18 protein-coding genes and 1 pseudogene are annotated in these 20411 nt (G+C 71.5%); 6 read left to right on the forward strand and 13 right to left on the reverse strand.

Going from position 1 to position 20411, the window contains the following annotated elements:
• Window positions 1-179 precede the first annotated feature (179 nt).
• The 4 genes from A8W25_RS26575 (at window position 180) to A8W25_RS26590 (ending at window position 5333) form a co-directional block, all read left to right on the forward strand.
• Window positions 180-1388, forward strand: a complete 1209-nt coding sequence (locus tag A8W25_RS26575; protein ID WP_067165891.1) for a S8 family peptidase — start codon at window positions 180-182, stop codon at window positions 1386-1388.
• Between the two features lie 76 nt (window positions 1389-1464).
• The gene (locus tag A8W25_RS26580) at window positions 1465-2013 is read left to right on the forward strand and encodes a DUF1697 domain-containing protein (protein ID WP_067167258.1); all 549 of its coding nucleotides are present in this window, start codon (window positions 1465-1467) and stop codon (window positions 2011-2013) included.
• A 112-nt stretch (window positions 2014-2125) separates the two neighbouring features.
• The gene (locus A8W25_RS26585; RefSeq protein WP_067165893.1) at window positions 2126-2752 is read left to right on the forward strand and encodes a DsbA family protein; all 627 of its coding nucleotides are present in this window, start codon (window positions 2126-2128) and stop codon (window positions 2750-2752) included.
• A 121-nt stretch (window positions 2753-2873) separates the two neighbouring features.
• Window positions 2874-5333: a right-handed parallel beta-helix repeat-containing protein gene (locus tag A8W25_RS26590; RefSeq protein ID WP_079126409.1), complete on the forward strand. Its 2460-nt coding sequence runs from the start codon at window positions 2874-2876 to the stop codon at window positions 5331-5333.
• A gap of 25 nt (window positions 5334-5358) precedes the next feature.
• Here the strand turns inward: A8W25_RS26590 and A8W25_RS35180 are convergent.
• Window positions 5359-6681: pseudogene (locus A8W25_RS35180) on the reverse strand (MFS transporter); the annotation flags it as partial.
• On the opposite strand from A8W25_RS35180, the gene A8W25_RS26605 reads away from it, so the two are divergent.
• A complete protein-coding gene (locus tag A8W25_RS26605) occupies window positions 6565-7548 on the forward strand; it encodes an ArsR/SmtB family transcription factor (RefSeq protein ID WP_067165903.1) in 984 nt (327 codons plus the stop codon). The pseudogene A8W25_RS35180 and the gene A8W25_RS26605 sit on opposite strands and share 117 nt — an antisense overlap.
• Before the next feature lie 6 nt (window positions 7549-7554).
• On the opposite strand, the gene A8W25_RS26610 is transcribed toward A8W25_RS26605, so the two are convergent.
• The 11 genes from A8W25_RS26610 to A8W25_RS35640 all read right to left on the reverse strand — a co-directional run bounded on the left by A8W25_RS26610 (window position 7555) and on the right by A8W25_RS35640 (window position 17035).
• Entirely contained in the window at window positions 7555-8322 is a 768-nt protein-coding gene (locus A8W25_RS26610; RefSeq protein ID WP_067165906.1) for a sirohydrochlorin chelatase, read from the reverse strand.
• Window positions 8323-8328: 6 nt separating this feature from the next.
• The gene (locus A8W25_RS26615; protein WP_067165909.1) at window positions 8329-9249 is read right to left on the reverse strand and encodes an ABC transporter permease; all 921 of its coding nucleotides are present in this window, start codon (window positions 9247-9249) and stop codon (window positions 8329-8331) included.
• A complete protein-coding gene (locus tag A8W25_RS26620) occupies window positions 9236-10024 on the reverse strand; it encodes an ABC transporter ATP-binding protein (RefSeq protein WP_067165910.1) in 789 nt (262 codons plus the stop codon). Before A8W25_RS26620 ends, A8W25_RS26615 begins: the two co-directional genes overlap by 14 nt.
• A gap of 36 nt (window positions 10025-10060) precedes the next feature.
• A complete protein-coding gene (locus A8W25_RS26625) occupies window positions 10061-11173 on the reverse strand; it encodes an aliphatic sulfonate ABC transporter substrate-binding protein (RefSeq protein WP_067165913.1) in 1113 nt (370 codons plus the stop codon).
• A 240-nt stretch (window positions 11174-11413) separates the two neighbouring features.
• Window positions 11414-12754: a sulfate adenylyltransferase subunit 1 gene (locus A8W25_RS26630; RefSeq protein ID WP_067165916.1), complete on the reverse strand. Its 1341-nt coding sequence runs from the start codon at window positions 12752-12754 to the stop codon at window positions 11414-11416.
• Window positions 12755-13693: a sulfate adenylyltransferase subunit CysD gene (cysD, locus tag A8W25_RS26635; protein WP_067165918.1), complete on the reverse strand. Its 939-nt coding sequence runs from the start codon at window positions 13691-13693 to the stop codon at window positions 12755-12757.
• Entirely contained in the window at window positions 13690-14259 is a 570-nt protein-coding gene (gene cysC / locus A8W25_RS26640; RefSeq protein ID WP_107470796.1) for an adenylyl-sulfate kinase, read from the reverse strand. The genes cysD and cysC overlap by 4 nt, the downstream gene beginning before the upstream one ends.
• On the reverse strand, window positions 14259-14966 hold the full coding sequence (locus A8W25_RS26645; RefSeq protein WP_067165920.1) for a phosphoadenylyl-sulfate reductase: 708 nt from the start codon (window positions 14964-14966) through the stop codon (window positions 14259-14261). Before A8W25_RS26645 ends, cysC begins: the two co-directional genes overlap by 1 nt.
• On the reverse strand, window positions 14963-15142 hold the full coding sequence (locus A8W25_RS26650) for a hypothetical protein (RefSeq protein WP_067165923.1): 180 nt from the start codon (window positions 15140-15142) through the stop codon (window positions 14963-14965). Before A8W25_RS26650 ends, A8W25_RS26645 begins: the two co-directional genes overlap by 4 nt.
• Window positions 15139-16836: a nitrite/sulfite reductase gene (locus A8W25_RS26655; protein WP_067165925.1), complete on the reverse strand. Its 1698-nt coding sequence runs from the start codon at window positions 16834-16836 to the stop codon at window positions 15139-15141. Before A8W25_RS26655 ends, A8W25_RS26650 begins: the two co-directional genes overlap by 4 nt.
• Before the next feature lie 115 nt (window positions 16837-16951).
• Complete coding sequence (locus A8W25_RS35640; RefSeq protein WP_310591794.1) at window positions 16952-17035, reverse strand: putative leader peptide; 84 nt, start codon at window positions 17033-17035, stop codon at window positions 16952-16954.
• Between the two features lie 179 nt (window positions 17036-17214).
• On the opposite strand from A8W25_RS35640, the gene A8W25_RS26660 reads away from it, so the two are divergent.
• Window positions 17215-19836, forward strand: a complete 2622-nt coding sequence (locus A8W25_RS26660) for an NACHT domain-containing protein (protein WP_067165928.1) — start codon at window positions 17215-17217, stop codon at window positions 19834-19836.
• On the opposite strand, the gene A8W25_RS26665 is transcribed toward A8W25_RS26660, so the two are convergent.
• Window positions 19833-20396 carry a GNAT family N-acetyltransferase gene (locus A8W25_RS26665; protein WP_067165931.1) on the reverse strand — a complete coding sequence of 188 codons (564 nt, stop codon included), beginning with the start codon at window positions 20394-20396 and terminating at the stop codon, window positions 19833-19835. The genes A8W25_RS26660 and A8W25_RS26665 overlap by 4 nt on opposite strands.
• Window positions 20397-20411: the final 15 nt, after the last annotated feature.

Below are 20411 nucleotides of genomic sequence, written 5' to 3' on the forward strand. Positions count from 1 at the left end.
CAAAGGGCGAGTTGACCAGGCCTGGCCTGTTTTTTATTACGAAACCTTGTTGCGTAAGTCACAGCTGCGTGGAGCCCTTGATCTGCGCTCGTCAATCGGCAAGGGTTTCGAACCAGCCCCGGAAGGTTTCCATCCGGCAGGCCAACCCCCCACAAAAACTGACGAGGAGACCCCTCTTCATGGCAACTCACAAGCGCAAAAGCCGCCTCAAGCTCACGGCCGGGATAACCGCCGTGGCGGCCGCGGCCGGAGTCACCGTCATGACCACCCAGATGGCCGGCGCCGCCGCTCCGGCCGAGGGCACGGTGTACGGACTCGACGCCCAGGGCGCGATCGACGGCAGCTACATCGTCCTCCTGGACGAGAAGGCCTCCGCGGACACCAAGGCCAAGCTCGCCGACGAGTACGGCGGCAAGCTCCAGCGCGACTACGCCTCGACCGTCAACGGCTTCTCGGCGAGCGGGCTTTCGCAGACCGAGGCCAAGCGGCTGGCCGCCGACCCGGCCGTCGGCAAGGTCGTCCAGAACAAGAAGTTCCACATCAACGCCAGCCAGGCCAACCCGCCGTCGTGGGGGCTGGACCGGATCGACCAGGCCGACACCGCCGGGGACAGCAAGTACACCTACCCGGACAGCGCCGGCGAGGGCGTCACCGCGTACGTCATCGACACCGGCGTCCGCGTCAGCCACAAGGACTTCGGCGGCCGGGCCACCTCCGGCTTCGACGCGGTCGACAACGACAACACCGCCGACGACGGCAACGGCCACGGCACGCACGTCGCCGGGACCATCGCCGGGACCGCGCACGGCGTCGCCAAGAAGGCGAAGATCGTCGCCGTCCGCGTCCTCGACAACGAGGGCTCGGGCTCCACCGAGCAGGTCGTCGCCGGCATCGACTGGGTCACCAAGAACCACAAGGGCCCCTCGGTCGCCAACATGAGCCTCGGCGGCGGCGCCGACCCCGCGCTCGACACGGCCGTGCAGAAGGCCATCGCCTCCGGTGTGACCTTCGCCGTGGCGGCGGGCAACGAGTCCGCCGACGCGGGCCAGGGCTCGCCCTCCCGGGTCAAGGAGGCGATCACCGTCGCTTCCTCCACCAAGGACGACAAGCAGTCCGACTTCTCCAACTTCGGTTCGGTGGTGGACATCTACGCCCCCGGCTCGGACATCACCTCCGACTGGAACACGGACGACAACGCCACCAAGACGATCTCGGGTACGTCCATGGCGACCCCGCACGTCGTCGGTGCCGCCGCCGTCTACCTCGCGGGCCACAAGGACGCCACCCCGGCCCAGGTCTCGGACGCGCTGACCGGCGGAGCCACCGCCGACAAGATCTCCAACCCCAGCGCGGGCACCCCGAACAAGCTGCTGAAGGTCGTCGAGTAACCCTTCCCCGGCAGTCGTGAACGACGGCTCCCGTGCCATCCCCCACGAGGCACGGGGGCCGTCCTATCGTGTGGACATGACGAGGATGTACGCCGCTCTGCTGCGCGGCATCAATGTGGGCGGCAACAAGAAGGTCCCGATGGCCGAGCTCAGAGCACTGCTCACCGAGCTCGGCCACGGCTCCGTACGCACCTATCTGAACAGCGGGAACGCGGTCTTCAGCAGCGACTCCGCCGACCCCGAGGCGCTCGCCGCCGAGCTGGAGCAGGCCATCGAGAAGCACTTCGGCTTCCGGGTCGCCTGCATGGTGCGCACCGGCGCCTATCTGAAGGCCGTCGCGGACGCCTGCCCCTTCCCGGCCGACGAGCTGGAGGGCAGGCAGTTGCACGCCACCTTCTTCTCCGGCCCCGCCGACCCCGAGCGCTTCGCGGGCATCGACACCAAGGCCTTCCTGCCCGACACGTTCCGCCTCGGCGACCGGGTCCTCTATCTGTACGCGCCCGACGGCATCGGCCGCTCCAAGCTCGCCGAGGCCCTGGCGAAGCCCGCCCTGCTCAAGGGCATCGAGGCGACGGCCCGAAACTGGAACACCGTCAAGGCGCTCGTGGAGATGACCGACGCCTGAGGGAGCGGGGGACGCCGGGGCCCCCGGGCCCCGGGAGGTCCTCGAAGTGGCCCAGTCGACTGACGTGCGAATGGCCCGGACTCCCGTGCCAATCCGCCGCTACCTTCGTCCTATGGACACCATCGAGCACACCGGTCCCACCACCGTCGACTTCTACTTCGACCCCGCCTGCCCGTTCGCCTGGATCACCTCGCGCTGGATGCTGGAGGTCGAGCGGCACCGTGACATCGACCTGCGCTTCCGGGTGATGAGCCTCTATCTGCACAACGTCGGCAATGAACTCCCGGACTGGTACCGGGAGCTGGTCGACCACTCGATTCGTCCGGTACGGGTGGCCGTCGCGGCCGCGCGGGACCACGGGGAGGGGGTGCTGCGCGACCTCTACACCGCGTACGGCACCCGGATACACGAGCAGAAGAACGCGGACTTCGACGAGGTCATCGCGCAGGCGCTGGCCGAGCTCGGCCTTCCGGCGGCGCTCGCGGACGCCGCCCACGACCCCGCGTACGACGAGGCGGTGCGGCGCAGCCACGACGCGGGCAAGGATCCGGAGGCGGACGCGTATGTCGGAACCCCGACGATGCACCTCGACGGGACGGTCTACTTCGGTCCGGTGCTGAGATCCATCCCGCGCGGCGAGGAGGCGGCCCGCCTCTTCGACAGCGTGCGCGTGATCGCCTCCCACCCGGACTTCTTCGAGCTGAAGCGGACCCGTACCGGCGGTCTCCGCTTCGACTGAGCCGTATCAAGTGATCCGATGACTGGCGGGAGTTGAGTGCCAGTACGGAGAAAATTCGGCTCACGCGTTGACCGTCCGGCGTCAGTGCTCCTATGTTTCCCTGGACCCCAGAGGAGGCAGCATGCCCGCGCTCCGGAGCACGCCCCTACGAGCCGTACTGACCGGTGTGCTCGCCGCCCTGGTCCTGACCGGCCCCGGTCTGGTGCCGTCGGCCGGGGCCGGGTCCCACGCCGTGCCGCGCACCGCCGACGTCCATGTCTCCCCCTCCGGCCGGGACGCCGCCGACGGCACGTCGGGCCACCCCGTACGCACCCTCACCCGCGCCCGCGACCTGGCGCGCGACAAGGCGGCGCACTACGGCTCCGCGCGCTACTCCGGCGACATCACCGTGCACCTGGCCCCCGGTACGTACCGGACGACCGGGCCGCTCGTCCTGGACGGGCGCGACTCCGGCCCGGCCGGGCACCGGATCGTCTGGCAGGGCGCGGGCGCCGAATCGACCCTGATCAGCGGCGGACGCAGGGTCGAGGGCTGGCGCCCGGTGGCCGGGCGCCCCGGGCTCTGGTCCGCCCCCGCGCCCCAGGGGCTCACCGACACCCGGCAGTTGTACGTGGACGGGGTGCGCGCCCAGCGCGCCCGCGGCGAGGTCCCGGTCGGTCTGGGCGTGACGGCGACCGGCTACACCGCCACCGCCGACACGCTCGCGCGCTGGCGCCACCCCTCCGACGCCGAGTTCGTCTACACCAGCGGCGAGGCGCTCTGGAACGTCGAACGCAACGGCCTCGGCCAGTGGACCGAGCCGCGCTGCCGGATCGCCTCGGCGCGCGGCACCGCGATCACCATGGCCCAGCCCTGCTGGGACAACTCCACCAGGCGCGTGGAGTTCCCCGACCGGCCCGGCCGGACCGTGAGCATGGTCGGTCCGGGCCGTCTCACCAACAGCGGCAGGGCCTCGTACGTGGAGAACGCCTACGAACTCCTCGACCGGCCCGGCGAGTGGTACCTCGACCGCGCTGCGCACACCGTGTACTACCTGCCGCGCAAGGGCGAGGACCTGGGCCGCGCCGATGTGGAGGCGGCCTTCGCCGAGAAGCTCGTGGAGGGGCGGGGCACCCGGGCCGCGCCCCTGCACGACATCGCCTTCCAGGGCGTCCAGTTCGGCTATGCGACCTGGCTGACGCCGTCCGGGCCCGAGGGCTTCTCCGAGATCCAGGCCGGCTACACCCTCACCGGGGCCAAGGGCTGGGCGACGCAGGGCCTCTGCGGCTTCGTCGACGGCGGCAGCTGCCCGTTCGCCTCCTGGACGAAGATGCCGGGCAATGTGTCCTTCGCGTACGGGCAGCGCATCGGCATCAGCGACTGCGTCTTCGCGCACCTGGGCGCGGCCGGGCTCGACCTCGGTGCCGGGACCACGGACTCGGTCGTGCGGGGGAGTGTCTTCACCGACATCTCGGGCAATGGGCTGGAGATCGGTGGGGTGGACGGCCAACAGGCCGCCTCAGGAGTGGAGGTGACGAACAATCACCTCTACGGGCTTCCGCGCGAGTACCACGGCGGTGTCGGCATTCTCGACGGGTACACCCAGCACACCACCCTCGCGCACAACCAGCTCGACCACCTCGGCTACAGCGCGATCTCGCTGGGCTGGGGCGGCTGGCCCGACAAGATCGGCTCACCCGCGACGCCCAACCCGAGCCACGACAACGCGGTGCGCGACAACCTGATCTTCGACTACATGCAGCTGCTCGACGACGGCGGCGGCATCTACACCCAGGGCCTGACCGGCACCTCGATGGCCGACGGCGAGCAGGTCACCGGCAACGTCATCCACGACCAGTGGGGCCTGGGCAAGAGCGTCTACACCGACAACGGCTGTACGTACGAGACCGTGCGGGGCAATGTTCTTTTCGGGGCGGCCTACGCGAACGTGGGCAGCCGCCACACCGACTACCGCGATGCGCTCGGCAACAACGATCCGACGCTGATCGAGGGGAACTGGTGGGAGGAGGGCGCTCCCGACGGCTCCAACAAGGGGCTGGTGACCAGGGGGAACCACATCATGGCCGGGCTGTCCGAGGCGCCCCCGGAGACCGTCGCCCATGCCGGGATCGAGCCCGCGTACGCGAGTGTGCTCACCCGTAGGGTCGGGGCGGTGTCCGTGCCGGAGGCGCCGGCGCGGGTGGGGACGAGTACGGGCGGCGGCGACGGGCTGTATGTGACGTTCAACCCCAGCTTCGTCGACGGGGGTTCGCCGGTCACCGGCTATACGGCGTACGCCCTGCGGCCCGACGGTACGGAGGCGGGGCGGGCGAGTGTCGACGTGGCGGAGTTCAAGCGGGTCGCGGTCCTGAGGGGGGTTGGGTTGGGCGGGGACGGGTCCGTGTCCCCGGACGGGGTGGAGTGCCCGCGCTTTCTCGCCGGGGACGCCCCCCGCCCCGAAGCCGCGCCTACGCCGGCTTCTCTCCTCTCCATTCGCCGTCCCGCTGGGCCCACCGCACCGCCGGGCGTACTGCCAGGCCCGCTGTGGCGAAGAGGGCTGCCAGGAAGGCCCAGCCCGCGAAGCCGTGACCCACTGCCGTGATCGTGACGAGGGCCGGGCCCGCCATCATCGCCGCGGCCGAGCCGGAGCTGAAGACGCCCTGGTAGACGCCGTGGGCGCGGGAGTCGGCCAGTTCGTAGCCCAGGGTCCAGCCGCCGGCCGAGGACAGTACCTCGCCGAAGACCTGGACCACCGCGCCCGCCGCGAGCACGGCCACCGCCCACAGGGGGGAGAGGCCGGCGGACAGGGCGAACACCACGCAGGAGGCGCCCAGGAGCAGTCCCGCGCGGCCCATCGCCCGTACCGCTCCCGGCACGTCCGAGGCGCCCCGGGTGGCGCGGACCTGGAGCAGCGCCACCAGGACGCAGTTGACGATCATCACCATGGCGACCGACCAGCGCGGGGCCTCGGTGTTCTCGGCGATCCACAGCGGCATGCCCACTTCGAGCAGGCTGAACTGGAGGGTCGTCACGGCGTTGAGCACGGTCACCGCCAGATACGGCAGGTCGCGGACCGCGCGCCAGCGGCTCTCGGACGGGGTGTCGGCCGAGCCGTTCGCCTCTCGCGCGGCCGACGCGGCCTCGTTGAGCGGCAGGGTCCGTACGAGAACGGCGGGGATCAGATACGTCGCCGCGTCGAAGAGGATCAGGGAGATGTAGGCGCCCCGGGTGTCCATCTGGAGAGCCACCGCGCCGATCGCCCCGCCCAGGCCCATCGTCGCGTTGGTGACCATCCGCAGATAGCCGCGCGCCTCCACCCGGGTCGCGGCGGGCAGCACGTCCGCGAAGAGCGCGCCCTTGACGCCCCAGCTCGACTGGTTGAGCGCGCCGAAGCAGACAGCCGCCACCAGGAAGCCCGCGTACCCGTGGACCAGGGAGTACCCGGCCATCGCCACTCCGCAGCCCAGCCACAGCGCGGCGATCACCCGGCGGCTGCCCCAGCGGTCCGCGGCACGCCCGGCCGGGATGCCGGCGGCGACGCCGAACAGCCCGGCGATGGTGAGGCCGAAGCCGACCTGGGTCGTCCCGATACCGCAGATACGGGTGAAGTAGAGCACGCTGACCGGGAAGAACAGGCCGTTGCCGAAGGAGTTGAGGGCGGTCATCAGGGCGAGCCGGCGGAGCACCGGCTCGTCCGGGACGAAGGCGGATCTGGCCATGGGGCGGGGGCGGGTCTGCGCGGTGGTCATGGGGACAGCCAACCCGCTGTGTACACGCCAGGGGCACTCATTTAGTGTCCGGCTAAAAGGATGCCGGGGGCACGGGGGCCGGGAGTGATCGAGTTCAGGTTCGGTGTGGGCGATCTGGCCAGTACGTCCTTCGCGTACTCGCCCTACCAGGAGGCGGTCTTCTCGCTCTGGGGCTGGTGGGACGGCTCCCGGTTCCCGCATCAGCGGCCCTGGCTGCGGCGGCTGCGGCCGCTGTACGAGCGTCAGGACACCGAGCTGTTCGACGCGCTCATCGCCCCGCACGGCTTCATCCCGGACTTCCTCACGCCCCGGCCGGAGCGTGTGCGGCCCTCGTTCGCCGAGCAGCTGGCGCAGTTGCGGGCCACGCCCGTGGAGTCGATCGAGCCCGACTTCCGGCGGACGTTCGGTCCCGGCGTGCCGCTCCCGCCGGTCGTCGCCGAGGGGCTCGCCGACCCGGCCGCGCTCCTGGAGCGCATCGCCTCGGCCTTCGACCGGTACTGGCACGAGTGTCTCGCCCCCGACTGGTGGCCCAGGGCCAGGGCGGTCCTGGAGGCCGATCTCGCCCATCAGTCACGGGTGCTGGCCGAGCAGGGGGCGGCCGGGCTCTTCTGCGGCCTCGACACGCGGCTGACCTGGCGGCCCGGGGTACTGCGGCTGCGGCACCCGGTCCCGGCCATCTGGCCGGCCGCCGACGTCCAGGTGGCGGGCCGGGGCATGGTGCTGGTCCCGACGACGTTCGTGCGCGGCGCCATCACCTCCGTCGACACCACCCGGGCGCCGGTGCTCAACTACCCGGCGCACGGCCGGGGAAGGCTCGCCGAGACGCCCCCTCCGGTCAGCGACCGCGCCGTGGTCCGGCTGCTCGGCCCGGCCCGGGCGCGGCTGCTGACCCTGCTCGCCGATCCGGCCACCACCACCGAGCTCGCCCGGCGCCTCGACGTCACCCCGGGCGCGGTCAGCCAGCATCTGTCGGTGCTCTACGACGCGGGGCTGCTGCACCGGAGCCGGCGCGGCCGGGGAGTGGAGTACGCCCGCACGGCGCTCGGGAACGAACTGCTCAGAGGGTGAGGCCGGTCAGGCGCTGAGCACCTGCGGGCACCGCGCCCGCTGCCGTGCCTCGTCGTACCGCACGAGCAGCAGCCGGGCCAGCTCCGGGGCCGCGCCCAGCACATCGGCGAGGACGTCCGCGCCCTCGGCGCCCCGGGCGATACGGTCCGGCAGGAAACCCGGGGCGATGACGTACGGGGCGACGGCGACCCGCCGCACACCGGACGCCCGCAACTCCCGTACGGCGTCCTCCGTACGGGGATAGCCCCCGGGAAACACAGCGGAGGCGAACGCAGGTCGCACGGCGCACCAACCGGTGTGCCGCAGCTCCCGCGCTACGTTTGCGATCACTGCGATCGCCTCCGGGTCCGTGGAGCCCGCCGAGGCCAGGACGACCCCGGTCGAGCGCTTGTCGGCGGGGGCGAGCCCCGCCTCGTACAAGGCCTCCTGGAGCCGTCGCTCCACCGTGGAGAGCAGCAGCGGTGAGGGGCCGAGGACATCGGCGAGGCGGATGTCCAGCTGCGGCGGCGCCTGGTCGAGCACCGCCGGGATGTCGGACTTGGCGTGGAAGGCCCGGGTCAGGAGCAGGGGGAGGGCCACGACCTCACGTACGCCCTCGAAGGCCAGCCGCTCAAGGACCCGCGGCACCGCCGGGGCGTTGAAGTCCAGGAAGCCGGTCTCCACGCGCAGCCCCGGGCGCAGCGAGCGCACGCGCCGCACCAGGGCGTGCACGGTCGCCGCGTGCCGCGGGTCGCGGCTGCCGTGGGCGATGACGAGGAGGACGGGTCCGTACATCGTGGCTCAGCTCTTCACCAGCAGACCGCGGCTGCGCAGCACATAGCGCTCCAGCGGGCTGAAGATGAGCAGGTCGATCGCGATGCCCACGATCAGGATGAGGAAGATGGCGAGGAAGACGCCCGGCATGTCGGAGTTGTTGCGGCCGTTCTCCAGCAACTGGCCGAGCCCCAGGCCCAGATCGGGCGAGGAGGCGATGATCTCGGCGGCCATCAGCGAGCGCCAGGAGAACGCCCAGCCCTGCTTGAGGCCCGCCAGATAGCCGGGCAGGGCGGCGGGCATCACGATGTGCCAGGTGCCGCGCAGCCCGGTCGCGCCCAGCGTGCGGCCCGCGCGCAGGAACAGCGGCGGGACCTGGTCGACGCCGGAGACGAGGCCGTTGGCGATCGAGGGCACCGCGCCCAGCAGGATCACCGCGTACATCATCGAGTTGTTCAGGCCGAGCCAGATCACCGCCGGGGGCACCCAGGCCACCGAGGGCAGCGACTGGAGACCGGACAGGATCGGCCCGATGGCCGCCCGGATGAACTTCACCCGGGCCACGATCAGCCCCAGCGGGGTGCCGATCGCCAGCGCGAGCAGGAAGCCGAGCAGTCCGCGCGAGACGCTGGTCCAGACGATGTCGAGCAGGGTGCCCTGGAGCCACAGCTCCCGCAGGCCCGACCAGACCGAGGACGGCGAAGGCAGCTTGGTGCTGTCGGCGACCTCCGCCCACACCAGGCCCTGCCAGACCGCCAGGACCAGGGCGATCGCCGAGACAGGCGGCAGCACCTTCTGGACCAGGGTCTCGCGCAGCGGGGTGCGCCCGCTCTGGACCGTCTCCAGCGCGTCGAGGCCCGCCTCCAGACCGGCCAGGTCATGGGTGTCCCTGGGGGCCCCGACGGCCTTGCCGGCCTTCTCGGCCTCGGACGTCTCAGTGCTGGCCATGGCGGCGGATCTCCCCACGCAGTTGTTCGGTGATCTCTACGGAGAGCTCCGCCACGTCGGAGTCCTCGATACGGCGCGGCTGCGGGATGTCCACGGTCCACTGGTGCGCCACCCGGCCCGGCCGGGACGACAGGAGCACCACGCGCTGGGCGAGGCGGACGGCCTCGCGCACGTTGTGCGTGACGAACAGGACGGACAGGTTCGTCTCGCGCCAGATACGGGTCAGCTCGTCGTGCAGGACGTCCCGGGTGATCGCGTCGAGCGCCGCGAACGGCTCGTCCATCAGGAGCAGTTGGCTGTCCTGGGCGATCGCGCGGGCCATCGCCACGCGCTGGCGCATCCCGCCCGACAGCTCGTGCACCCGCTTGCCGTACGCGCCGGTCAGCCGCACCAGCTCAAGGAGCTCCTCGGCGCGCCCGCGGCGCTCGGCCTTGGGCACCCCGCGCAGCCGCAGGGCGAGCTCGATGTTCTTGCCCGCGGTCAGCCATGGGAAGAGCGCGTGCTCCTGGAACATCAGGGCGGGCCGCCCGCCGGGCGTCTCGATCGTTCCGGCGGTCGGCTTGTCGAGGCCCGCCACCAGGTTCAGGAGCGTCGACTTGCCGCACCCGGAGGCTCCCAGGAGGGTGACGAACTCGCCCGGTGCGACATCGAGGGTGATGTCGTCGAGCACGAGCTGGGGGCCGGCGGGGCCGGCGAACGACTTCGATACGTGCCCGATCCGGGCGGCGTACTCCGTCGTGGCACGCTCCTCGGCCGCGGCGACTGCGGTGGCCATGGTCGTCACCTCCTGGGAACTGGTGCGGATACGGGGTTACTTGACGCCGAAGCCGGCGTCGGCGACCTCGGGCCTGCCCAGGCCCTTGAGGACCTTGTTGAGCGGGGCCAGGTCGTAGATGCCGTCCAGGTCGGGCTTCTTCAGCAGACCGGCCTTGACCGCGTGGTCGGCCTCGATGCCGAGGGTGGCGGCCAGCGGGTCGTCGGTGGTCTTGATCGACTGCCACGCCGGGTCCAGGACGTTCGCGGGCAGCGCCTTGCCGCTGAGCGACTTGAGTGCGGCGTTCGCGGACGCCTTGGCCCTGTCCGGGTCGGCCTTGATCCAGTCGTTGGTCTTCACCGAGCCGCGCAGCACCGCCTCGACGACGTCGGGGTGCGCCTTGAGGAACTTCTGCGACACGATGATGTTCGTGATCACGAACTCCTTGTCGGCCCACAGGTCGGCCTCGTCCAGGAGCACCTTCGCACCCTGCGCGACCAGCTTGGACGCGGTCGGCTCCGGCACCCAGGCGCCGTCGACGGAGCCGGACTTGTAGGCGTCCGGGGTGATCTTGTTGTCCGTGCGGACCACGGAGACGTCGCCCTTGCCGCTCTGGGCCTCGACCTTCCAGCCCTTCTCGGCGATCCAGTTGAGGAAGGCCACGTCCTGGGTGTTGCCGAGCTGCGGGGTGGCGATCTTGTGGCCCTTGACGTCGTCCAGGGACTTGATCTTGTCCGGGTTCACCACCAGCTTCACCCCGCCCGAGGCGGAGCCGCCGATGATGCGCAGGTTCTGGCCCTTGGACTTGGCGTAGCCGTTGATCGAGGGGGAGGGGCCGATCCAGCCGATGTCGATCGCCCCGGCGTTCAGCGCCTCGATCTCGGAGGGGCCCGCGTTGAAGGTGGAGGTCTTCACCTCGGTGCCGCCCAGCTCCTTCTGGAACAGACCCTCCTGGACGCCCACCAGCGCGGTGGCGTGGGTGAGGTTCGGGAAGTACCCGATCTTCACCGAGTCCGCCGACAGCTTCTTGGCGTCGGCGGCGACCCCGGCCTTCTGGGCGCCGTCGGACTTGTCCTTCTGCGACCCGTAGCTGCAGGCGGCCAGGACGAGCAGGGGGAGGGCCGCGGCGGCGGCGAGGCCGCGGCGGAGAGCGGGGTGATTGGCAGGCACGGGAGGTGTTCCTCTCGTTGGCCCGGCGGTCAACTCCCCCTGGGGACGGGGAAGGTGGCCGGGAGGTCGGCGGGTTTTCGTCTGGAGCGGTGCTGCGGGTGGAGCCGCTGGGCGCGCGAGCGGTGCGCGTACGTCATCGCGCACATCGGCCCACTCCGCCCTGCCCGCTGCCGAGGACGCCGCTGCCGACGCGGCCGCCCTCCTTGGCGAACGTGGAGTAGAAGTCGTGGGTGGTCATGGTCAGAAGTCCCACCCGTCCGGCTCGTTCTCGGCCCTGACGGGCTCGGGAGCGGCGAACGACTCGCCGACCATGCCCGCGGTGAGCGTGGTGCCGTCGGCCGGGTCGATCAGGATGAAGGCACCGGTGCGGCGGGAGTCGGCGTACGAGTCGAGCGGCAGCGGCTCGGCGGTACGGATCTTGACGCGGCCGATGTCGTTGGCGGCCAGCTGCCCCGGGTGCGGGTGCAGCGACAGGTCGTCGAGGGTGAGCCGGGACGGGATGTCCTTGACGATCGCCTTGACCGTACGGGTGCCGTGCTTGAGCAGCACGCGGTGGCCGACGGCGAGCGGCTGGTCGGCCACATGGCAGACCGTCGCCTCCACGTCCTGCGTGGTCGCGGGCGCGTCCCCGCTCGGCACGATCAGATCGCCGCGCGAGATGTCGACGTCGTCGTCGAGGAGCAGCGTCACGGACTGCGGGGTCCAGGCCACGTCCACCGACTCGCCGAGCAGGTCGATCCCGGAGATCTTCGAAGTGCGGCCCGAGGGCAGCACGGTCACGCTCTCGCCGACCCGGAAGGTGCCCGCCGCGATCTGGCCCGCGTAGCCCCGGTAGTCGGGGTGCTCGGCGGTCTGCGGGCGGATCACGTACTGCACGGGCAGCCGGGCGTGGCAGCCGGTGAGGTCGTGGCTGACCGGGACCGTCTCCAGGTGCTCAAGGACGGTCGGGCCGCCGTACCAGTCCATGTGGGCGGACGGCTCCACCACGTTGTCGCCGGCCAGCGCCGAGATCGGGATCGCGGTGATCTCCGGTACGCCCAGCTCGCCGGCGTACGTGGTGAACTCCTCGGCGATCGCCGCGAAGACCTTCTCCTCGTACCCGACCAGGTCCATCTTGTTGACCGCGAGCACCACGTGCGGCACCCGCAGCAGGGCGGCGACCGCGGCGTGCCGGCGGGTCTGCTCGACCACGCCGTTGCGGGCGTCGACCAGGACCAGGGCGAGGTCGGCGGTGGAGGCGCCGGTCACCATGTTCCGGGTGTACTGCACGTGCCCGGGGGTGTCGGCCAGGATGAACCGCCGCCGGGGGGTGGCGAAGTAGCGGTAGGCGACGTCGATGGTGATGCCCTGCTCGCGCTCGGCCCGCAGGCCGTCGGTGAGCAGCGCCAGGTCGGGGGCCTCCTGGCCGCGCTTGGCGGAGGCGGCCTCGACGGCCTCCAGCTGGTCGGTGAGGACCGACTTGGAGTCGTGCAGGAGCCGGCCCACCAGGGTGGACTTGCCGTCGTCGACGGACCCGGCGGTCGCGAAGCGCAGCAGGGTGGTGGCGGAGAGACCCGCCAACTGCTCGATCGTGGTGGTCATTTAGAAGTACCCCTCGCGCTTGCGGTCTTCCATCGCGGCCTCGGACATCTTGTCGTCGGCGCGCGTCGCGCCCCGCTCGGTGAGCCGGGAGGCGGCGATCTCGGCGATCACGGCGTCCAGCGTCGTCGCGTCGGAGTCGACGGCGCCGGTGCAGGACATGTCGCCGACCGTGCGGTAGCGGATCAGCCGCTTCTCGGTGCTCTCGTCCTTCTTGGGGCCGCCCCACTCGCCCGCGGTCAGCCACATGCCGGCCCGCCTGAACACCTCGCGCTCGTGCGCGAAGTAGATCTGCGGCAGCTCGATGCCCTCGCGGGCGATGTACTGCCACACGTCCAGCTCGGTCCAGTTGGAGAGCGGGAAGACGCGCACGTGCTCGCCCGGCGCGTGCCGGCCGTTGTAGAGCTGCCACAGCTCGGGGCGCTGGCGGCGCGGGTCCCACTGCGAGAACTCGTCGCGCAGCGAGAACACCCGCTCCTTGGCCCGGGCCTTCTCCTCGTCGCGCCGCCCGCCGCCGAACACGGCGTCGAAGCGGTGCTGCTGGATGGCCTCGGTCAGCGGCACGGTCTGCAGCGGATTGCGGACACCGTCGGGGCGCTCGCGCAGCTTTCCGGCGTCGATGTACTCCTGGACGGAGGCCACGTGCAGGCGCAGGCCGTGCCGGGCGACGGCGCGGTCGCGGTACTCCAGGACCTCGGGGAAGTTGTGCCCGGTGTCCACGTGCAGCAGCGTGAAGGGGATCGCCGCGGGGGCGAACGCCTTCAGCGCCAGATGCAGCATGACGATCGAGTCCTTGCCACCGGAGAAGAGGATCACCGGCCGCTCGAACTCGCCCGCCACCTCGCGGAAGATGTGCACCGCCTCGGACTCCAGGGCGTCGAGGTGGGTGAGCGCGTACGGGGTGTCCCTGCCCTCGGTGGGGGCGGCGGCGGTCGTCGTCATGCGAGACCCCTCTCGGTGAGCAGTGCGTGGAGCGCGGACGCGGACTCCCGCACGGTCTGCTGGTGCGACTCGATCCGCAGGTCGGGCGATTCGGGCGCCTCGTAGGGGTCGTCGACCCCGGTGAGCCCGCTGATCTCGCCGGCCGCCTGCTTGGCGTACAGGCCCTTCACATCGCGTTCGGAGCAGACCTCCACGGGAGTGGCGACATGCACCTCCAGATAGGCGGTGCCCTCGGACTGGTGGCGCTTGCGGACCGCGTCACGGCTGTCGGCGTACGGGGCGATCACCGGCACCAGCGCCTTGACGCCGTTGGCGGCGAGCAGTTCGGCGACGAAGCCGATCCGCTGCACATTGGTGTGCCGGTCCTCGCGGCTGAAGCCGAGCCCGGCCGAGAGGAACTCGCGGATCTCGTCGCCGTCGAGCACCTCGACCCGGTGCCCCTCGTCGCGCAGCCGGTCCGCCAGCTCGTACGCGAGGGTGGTCTTGCCCGCGCTGGGCAGCCCGGTCAGCCAGACGGTGGCTCCGGTGGTGTGCCCGCTCACTTGGTTCTCCTGGGTGTTGGTCATCAGCCGTGCAGCCCGCACTCGGTCTTGTCGCGCCCGGCCCAGCGGCCGGCCCGCGCGTCCTCGCCCTCCGCCACCCGGCGGGTGCAGGGAGCGCAGCCGATGGACGGATAGCCGTCCATGAGCAGCAGGTTGGTGATCACGCCGTGCTCCGTCACGTACGCGTCCACGTCGTCCTGCGTCCAGCGGGCGATCGGGGAGACCTTGACCTTCTGCCGCTTCTCGTCCCAGCCGACCACCGGGGTGTTGGCCCGGGTCGGGGACTCGTCGCGGCGCAGGCCGGTCGCCCACGCCGAGTACGCCGTCAGGCCCTCCTGGAGCGGCTTGACCTTGCGCAGCGCGCAGCACAGGTCCGGGTCGCGGTCGTGCAGCTTCGGCCCGTACTGGGCGTCCTGCTCGGCCACGGTCTGACGCGGGGTCAGCGTGATGACGTTGACGTCCAGTACGGCCGCCACCGCGTCCCGGGTGCCGATGGTCTCCGGGAAGTGGTAGCCGGTGTCCAGGAACACCACGTCCACGCCGGGCATCGCCCGCGAGGCGAGATGGGCGACCACCGCGTCCTCCATCGAGGAGGTCACGCAGAACCGCTTGCCGAAGGTGTCGGCCGCCCAGCTCAGTATGTCGAGCGGCTCGGCCTCCTCCAGCTCGCGCCCGGCGGTCTCCGCCAGCGCCCTGAGCTCGTCGGCCGAGTGTGCCTGAAGGGTCGTCATGAGGTTTCCTCCCGCAGGTCGTTGGACCGCGGCCCACGGGCCAGCAGTCCGAGGAACGAGAGCCGGAACGCGCGGTTGCAGCTCGCGCATTCCCAGGCCCCGTGGCCCTCCTCGGAAGGGCGCAGGTCCTCGTCCCCGCAGTACGGGCAGTAGAAGGGCGCCGCTCGCTCGCTCACGACAGGGCCCCCTCGTCGGCGCGCGCGGCCCAGGTGGCGAACCGCTCGCCGGCCTCGCGCTCGGCCTCGAAGCGCTTGAGGACGCGCTCGACGTAGTCCGGCAGTTCGGCCGAGGTGACCTTCAGGCCGCGGACCTTGCGGCCGAAGGCCGCGTCCAGGCCGAGCGCGCCGCCCAGGTGCACCTGGTAGCCCTCGACCTGCTCGCCCTCGTCGTTGAGGACCAGCTGGCCCTTGAGACCGATGTCCGCGACCTGGATACGGGCGCAGGCGTTCGGGCAGCCGTTGAGGTTGATGGTGATCGGCTCGTCGAAGTCCGGGATGCGGCGCTCCAGCTCGTCGATGAGCGCGGCGCCGCGCGCCTTGGTCTCGACGATCGCCAGCTTGCAGTACTCGATACCGGTGCAGGCCATGGTGCCGCGCCGGAACGGGGACGGCTTCGCGGTCAGGTCCAGCGCCTCCAGGGCCTCGACGAGCGGCTCGACCTGCGCCTCCTCGACGTCGAGGACGATCATCTTCTGCTCGACCGTGGTACGGACGCGGCCCGAGCCGTGGGCCTCCGCGACCTCGGCGATCTTCGTCAGCGTGGCGCCGTCGACGCGGCCGACGCGCGGGGCGAACCCGACGTAGAAGCGGCCGTCCTGCTGGCGGTGCACGCCGACGTGGTCGCGCCAGCGCCGGGTGGGCTCGGCGGGCGCCGGACCGTCGACCAGGGCGCGCTTGAGGTACTCGTCCTCCAGGATCTGGCGGAACTTCTCCGGACCCCAGTCGGCGACCAGGAACTTCAGCCGGGCGCGGGTGCGCAGCCGCCGGTAGCCGTAGTCGCGGAAGATGCCGATCACGCCCGCCCAGACGTCCGGGACCTCCTCCAGCGGGACCCAGGCGCCGAGCCGGACACCGATCTTCGGGTTGGTCGACAGACCGCCGCCGACCCACAGGTCGAAGCCGGGGCCGTGCTCGGGGTGCTCGACGCCGACGAAGGCGATGTCGTTGATCTCGTGGACCACGTCGAGGAGCGGCGAGCCGGAGATCGCGGACTTGAACTTGCGCGGCAGGTTGGAGAACTCCTTGCTGCCGATGTACCGCCGCTGGATCTCGTCGATCGCCCAGGTGCCGTCGATGATCTCGTCCTCGGCGATCCCGGCGACCGGCGAGCCGATGACGACGCGCGGGCAGTCGCCGCAGGCCTCGGTGGTGGACAGCCCGACGGCCTCCAGCCGGTTCCAGATCTCCGGGACGTCCTCGATGCGGATCCAGTGCAGCTGGATGTTCTGCCGGTCGGTGATGTCCGCGCTCCCGCGCGCGAACTCCTGCGAGATCTCGCCGATCACCCGCAGCTGCTGGGTGGTCAGCCGGCCGCCGTCGATGCGCACGCGCAGCATGAAGTACTTGTCGTCCAGCTCCTCCGGCTCCAGGATCGCGGTCTTGCCGCCGTCGATCCCGGGCTTGCGCTGGGTGTACAGACCCCACCAGCGCATCCGTCCGCGCAGGTCGTTGGGGTCGATGGAGTCAAAACCACGCTTGGAGTAAATCGTCTCAATACGTGTCCGCACATTGAGACCGTCGTCGTCCTTCTTGAACTGCTCGTTCCCGTTGAGCGGGGTGAAGTGACCGACGGCCCACTGGCCTTCACCACGGTGGCGCCCCGGCTTGCGGCGGGCGGCGGTGGAGGCGGGCTTGTCTGGGGTGGCGGCCATGGGGATACGTCCTTCGGGACTGCAGGAGGGCGGCTCTGACCTGCACACTCGCGCTGAGGGCGCGGCGGTGCGCAAGTACGGTGAAGAAGACTGGGGGCGGCGGTGCTGGGGTCTCTCAGCGGGCCGGACAGATGGCGCTGGACATGCGGCCCAGGTCGACGTGTCGTCGACTCACCAAGGCAATTCCAGTTCCGGACATGACGGAAGCGTGTCACGCGCGTCTCCGGCCAGTCCACCACTATCCAAAATGTGGACAACAATGTCCCGAATGCCGAGACGATGTGTTGTGGGTCACCTCGGCCGTCCGCCGGACGCGGGACCCGCGGCGCTCCTATCCTGCCTGGTGCCGGGGAGGCCGCGGGCGAGGGGGGCACGCTCATGTGGGAACAGTTCCGGTCATGGATCCCGGCGGCGGGCGCCTTCGTCCTCGGCGTCCTGCTCCTCAAGCTGAAGGACTGGTTCAGGACGCTCGTCGACAAGACGGCGGCCCTCCTCTACCACCGCCTCGCGGGCAGCGCCCTGCTCGCCCGCACGGCGCTGCGCCGCTATATCGTCCGCGTCCACGAGCGCCACGAGCGCTTCTCCGTCTCCTTCCGGGTCGACGACGCGCAGGCCATGGACATGGCGGCGGTGTACGTCCCGCTGCGCACCGCCTCCGGCTTCGGCGCGGGCGCCGAGCGGAACGAGGCGGCGGCGTCACTGCGCGAGGCGCGCCGGGCCGTGGTCCTCGGCGTCCCCGGCGCGGGCAAGACGATGCTCCTGCGCCACACCGTGCTCGCCTGGTGCCGCGAGCGCTACCGCCCGGACGGGCCGCGGCGCCGCGCCTGGTACGGGCGCCGGCGCCCGCCGAGGGCGGAGCCGGGGGAGCTCGTGGACGTACCGGTCCTGCTGAAGCTGCACGAGGTGAACCTGGAGAAGGGGGACCTCCATGACCACATCGTGAAACACTTCGCGGACCATGACTTCCCGGGCGCCGGGAAGTGGGCCGACCGGGCGCTCGCCGAGGGCCGCCTCGCCGTGTACTTCGACGGTCTGGACGAGGTGCCGACGACCCGGCGCAAGGAGGTCGCGGACGCGATCGGCCAGTTCATGCGGACCCACGCGAAGTGCCGGACGGTGGTCACCTGCCGGATCGCCGTCTACCGGGGCGAGTTCAACGAGGACGCCGACCGCACACTGCGGGTCGAGGAGTTCGACGAGCGCCTGGTGCGCCGCTTCCTGCATGGCTGGCCCTGGCCGGAGCATCTGCCCGCCGACACCGTGGAGCAGCTGCTCGGCGCGCTGCGCGACACCCCGCAGCTGATGCCGCTGGCGCGCAACCCGCTGCTCCTGACGATGATCGCGTATCTGTACAGCCATGTGTACGCGGGCACGGACCAGGTGCTTCCGCACACCCGCGCCGACTTCTACAAGCAGGTCACGGACGGCCTGCTCGGCGACCGCCGGCGGGACGCGCGCTTCTCGCACCCGGTGAAGAAGGCGGTCCTGCAACGCCTGGCGCTGGCCGCTCAGGACATCCCCTCGGACGTCCACGACCGCCTGGCGCTGCCCGAGCGGGCGGTGCTCACGCACGTACGGGCCGCGCTCGCGGAGCAGGGCCGTCCGGAGGACCGGGCCCAGGAGGTCCTGGAGGAGATCGTCGAGCGCAGCGGGCTGCTCCTCGCGGTGGACAGCGGGGAGCGCTACCAGTTCGCGCACCTCACGCTCCAGGAGTACCTGGCCGCGACCCGCCTCGCGGCGGACCCGCCGGGCCTGCTCGCCCGCTACGCCCGCGACCCGGCGGCGTGGCGGGAGACGGTACGGCTGTGGTGCGGCGCGGAGCCGCGGGACTGCACGGAGGTCGTACGGGCGGTGCTGGAGCGGGATCCGGTGCTTGCCTTCCAGTGTCTGGCGGACGCGCAGGTGGTGGACGGGGGGCTCGTCGACGAGATCGTCGGGATGTTCCGGGACCGTCTGGGCCGGGAGCCGGGCGCGGACCGCCAGGCGGTGATCGCCGCGTTCGGGGTGGTGGCGGGGGACCGGCGGCCACGGGGCACCGCCGTGTTCGACATGCTCTCGGAGTTCGCGGCCGACGGCCGCCGCGCCGACCGCCAGGAGGCGGCCCTGGCCGCGCTCGCCGCCACCAATCTGCCGAGGGCGGCGGAACGGCTCGCCGAACTGCTGCCCGCGGTCCCGGGGGCCGGACCGGCCCTCGTGGCCATGGGCGACCTGGCGGTCCCCGCGCTGCGGCGGGCAGTGCTGCGCGGGGAACGGGGCGCGTTACGGCTGCTGTTGCAGATCCGGACGCCGCGCGCGGCGGCGGTGCTCGCGGCCTACCCCGGGGAGCACATCGAGATGTGGCGGGCGGCCGCGTTCTTCATGGGGGACATGCTGCGGGACCCGGAGATCGAGCAGGCGCTGCGGGAGCTCCCGCAGCGGTCCTTCGACGACAACTTCCTGTGGGTGTGGAGGCCCTTCGCCACCGGGGAGGACGACCACCTCGTCAAGCGGGTGAGCCTGTTCGCGGGGCAGATATGGGCTGAGGGAGGGCTGGGCGTGCCGTACGGAGTGCGGGTCGACCCGCGCATCCTGGCCGCGCTGGCCCTCGTGGGAGACGCGAGCGCACCGCTCGCCCACCTTGCCCCGCAGGTGTCCGACGCGAGGCTGGCGCGGGAGCTGGGACTCGGGGCCGACGAGGCGGTCTCGGGTTTCCGGGTGGCACAGGCTCTGTACGACGGTGTCGCCCCGGAGGTGGGGGAGCGCTTTCTCCTGTTGGCCGGCCTCCATGCGGTCCAGGTCCGCATGCTCGCCCAGCTTCCCGCCCCCGAGCGGTCGTTCGCCGGGGCCCTGCTCTGCCAGTTCGGAGTGGTCCCTAGGGCCGACTGGGAACGGGCCGGCGCACAGGGCGCGCGATCGCGGTTCCCCCTCCGCCACGCCCGCGCCTTCGACGCGCTCCTGCGCGGCTTGGTCCGGGACCACCTGAAACCGCGCTCACCCGACCAGGCGGACCGGCCGGACTAGTGCGCCCCCGCCCACGGCCCCGGCGTCTCCACCTCCGCCTCTTCCTCCACCTTCGTGTCGAAGAGGCGGAACCCGCGCCGCAGATAGTTGTCCATCGCGTGCTCCCCGTCCAGGGAGCACGTGTGCACCCACACCCGCTTGGTGGCGGCGCGGTCCGGCCAGCGGTCGGCGAGGTCCCAGGCGCGGGCGATGCCGTGGGAGAGGAGGTGGCCGCCTATGCGGCGGCCCCGGAACGCCGGGAGCAGGCCGAAGTAGACGATCTCCACCGCGCCCTCGTCCTGCGCTTCGAGCTCGACGTAACCCGCCGGGGTGCCGTTCTCGTACGCCACCCACGTCTCCACGCCCGGCCGGGCCAGGAACTCCCGCCATTTCGCGTACGGCCACGCCAGGCGGTCGATCCAGTGGATGTCGCCGCCGACCGCCGTGTAGAGGAAGCGGCTGAACTCCGGCGAGGGCACCTCGGCGCGGACGATCCGGATGTCTCCGGTGGGCTCGGCGGCGGGGCGCAGGTCGGCCGGGGACGTCTGCTCCAGGGACCAGGTGGTGACGGGGATGCTCATGCCGTCACCGAATCA

Source organism: Streptomyces sp. ERV7, from assembly GCF_001653515.1.
In the GTDB taxonomy this organism is placed as follows: domain Bacteria; phylum Actinomycetota; class Actinomycetes; order Streptomycetales; family Streptomycetaceae; genus Streptomyces.

Bases quoted from the DNA above. Each gene is read 5' to 3' on its own strand.
- A8W25_RS26575 (WP_067165891.1), top strand. From the start codon at position 180: ATGGCAACTCACAAGCGCAAAAGCCGCCTCAAGCTCACGGCCGGGATA.
- A8W25_RS26580 (WP_067167258.1), top strand. From the start codon at position 1,465: ATGACGAGGATGTACGCCGCTCTGCTGCGCGGCATCAATGTGGGCGGC.
- A8W25_RS26585 (WP_067165893.1), top strand. From the start codon at position 2,126: ATGGACACCATCGAGCACACCGGTCCCACCACCGTCGACTTCTACTTC.
- A8W25_RS26590 (WP_079126409.1), top strand. From the start codon at position 2,874: ATGCCCGCGCTCCGGAGCACGCCCCTACGAGCCGTACTGACCGGTGTG.
- A8W25_RS26610 (WP_067165906.1), bottom strand. From the start codon at position 8,322: ATGTACGGACCCGTCCTCCTCGTCATCGCCCACGGCAGCCGCGACCCG.
- A8W25_RS26615 (WP_067165909.1), bottom strand. From the start codon at position 9,249: ATGGCCAGCACTGAGACGTCCGAGGCCGAGAAGGCCGGCAAGGCCGTC.
- A8W25_RS26620 (WP_067165910.1), bottom strand. From the start codon at position 10,024: ATGGCCACCGCAGTCGCCGCGGCCGAGGAGCGTGCCACGACGGAGTAC.
- A8W25_RS26630 (WP_067165916.1), bottom strand. From the start codon at position 12,754: ATGACCACCACGATCGAGCAGTTGGCGGGTCTCTCCGCCACCACCCTG.
- cysD (WP_067165918.1), bottom strand. From the start codon at position 13,693: ATGACGACGACCGCCGCCGCCCCCACCGAGGGCAGGGACACCCCGTAC.
- cysC (WP_107470796.1), bottom strand. From the start codon at position 14,259: ATGACCAACACCCAGGAGAACCAAGTGAGCGGGCACACCACCGGAGCC.
- A8W25_RS26645 (WP_067165920.1), bottom strand. From the start codon at position 14,966: ATGACGACCCTTCAGGCACACTCGGCCGACGAGCTCAGGGCGCTGGCG.
- A8W25_RS26655 (WP_067165925.1), bottom strand. From the start codon at position 16,836: ATGGCCGCCACCCCAGACAAGCCCGCCTCCACCGCCGCCCGCCGCAAG.
- A8W25_RS35640 (WP_310591794.1), bottom strand. From the start codon at position 17,035: ATGTCCGGAACTGGAATTGCCTTGGTGAGTCGACGACACGTCGACCTG.
- A8W25_RS26660 (WP_067165928.1), top strand. From the start codon at position 17,215: ATGTGGGAACAGTTCCGGTCATGGATCCCGGCGGCGGGCGCCTTCGTC.
- A8W25_RS26665 (WP_067165931.1), bottom strand. From the start codon at position 20,396: ATGAGCATCCCCGTCACCACCTGGTCCCTGGAGCAGACGTCCCCGGCC.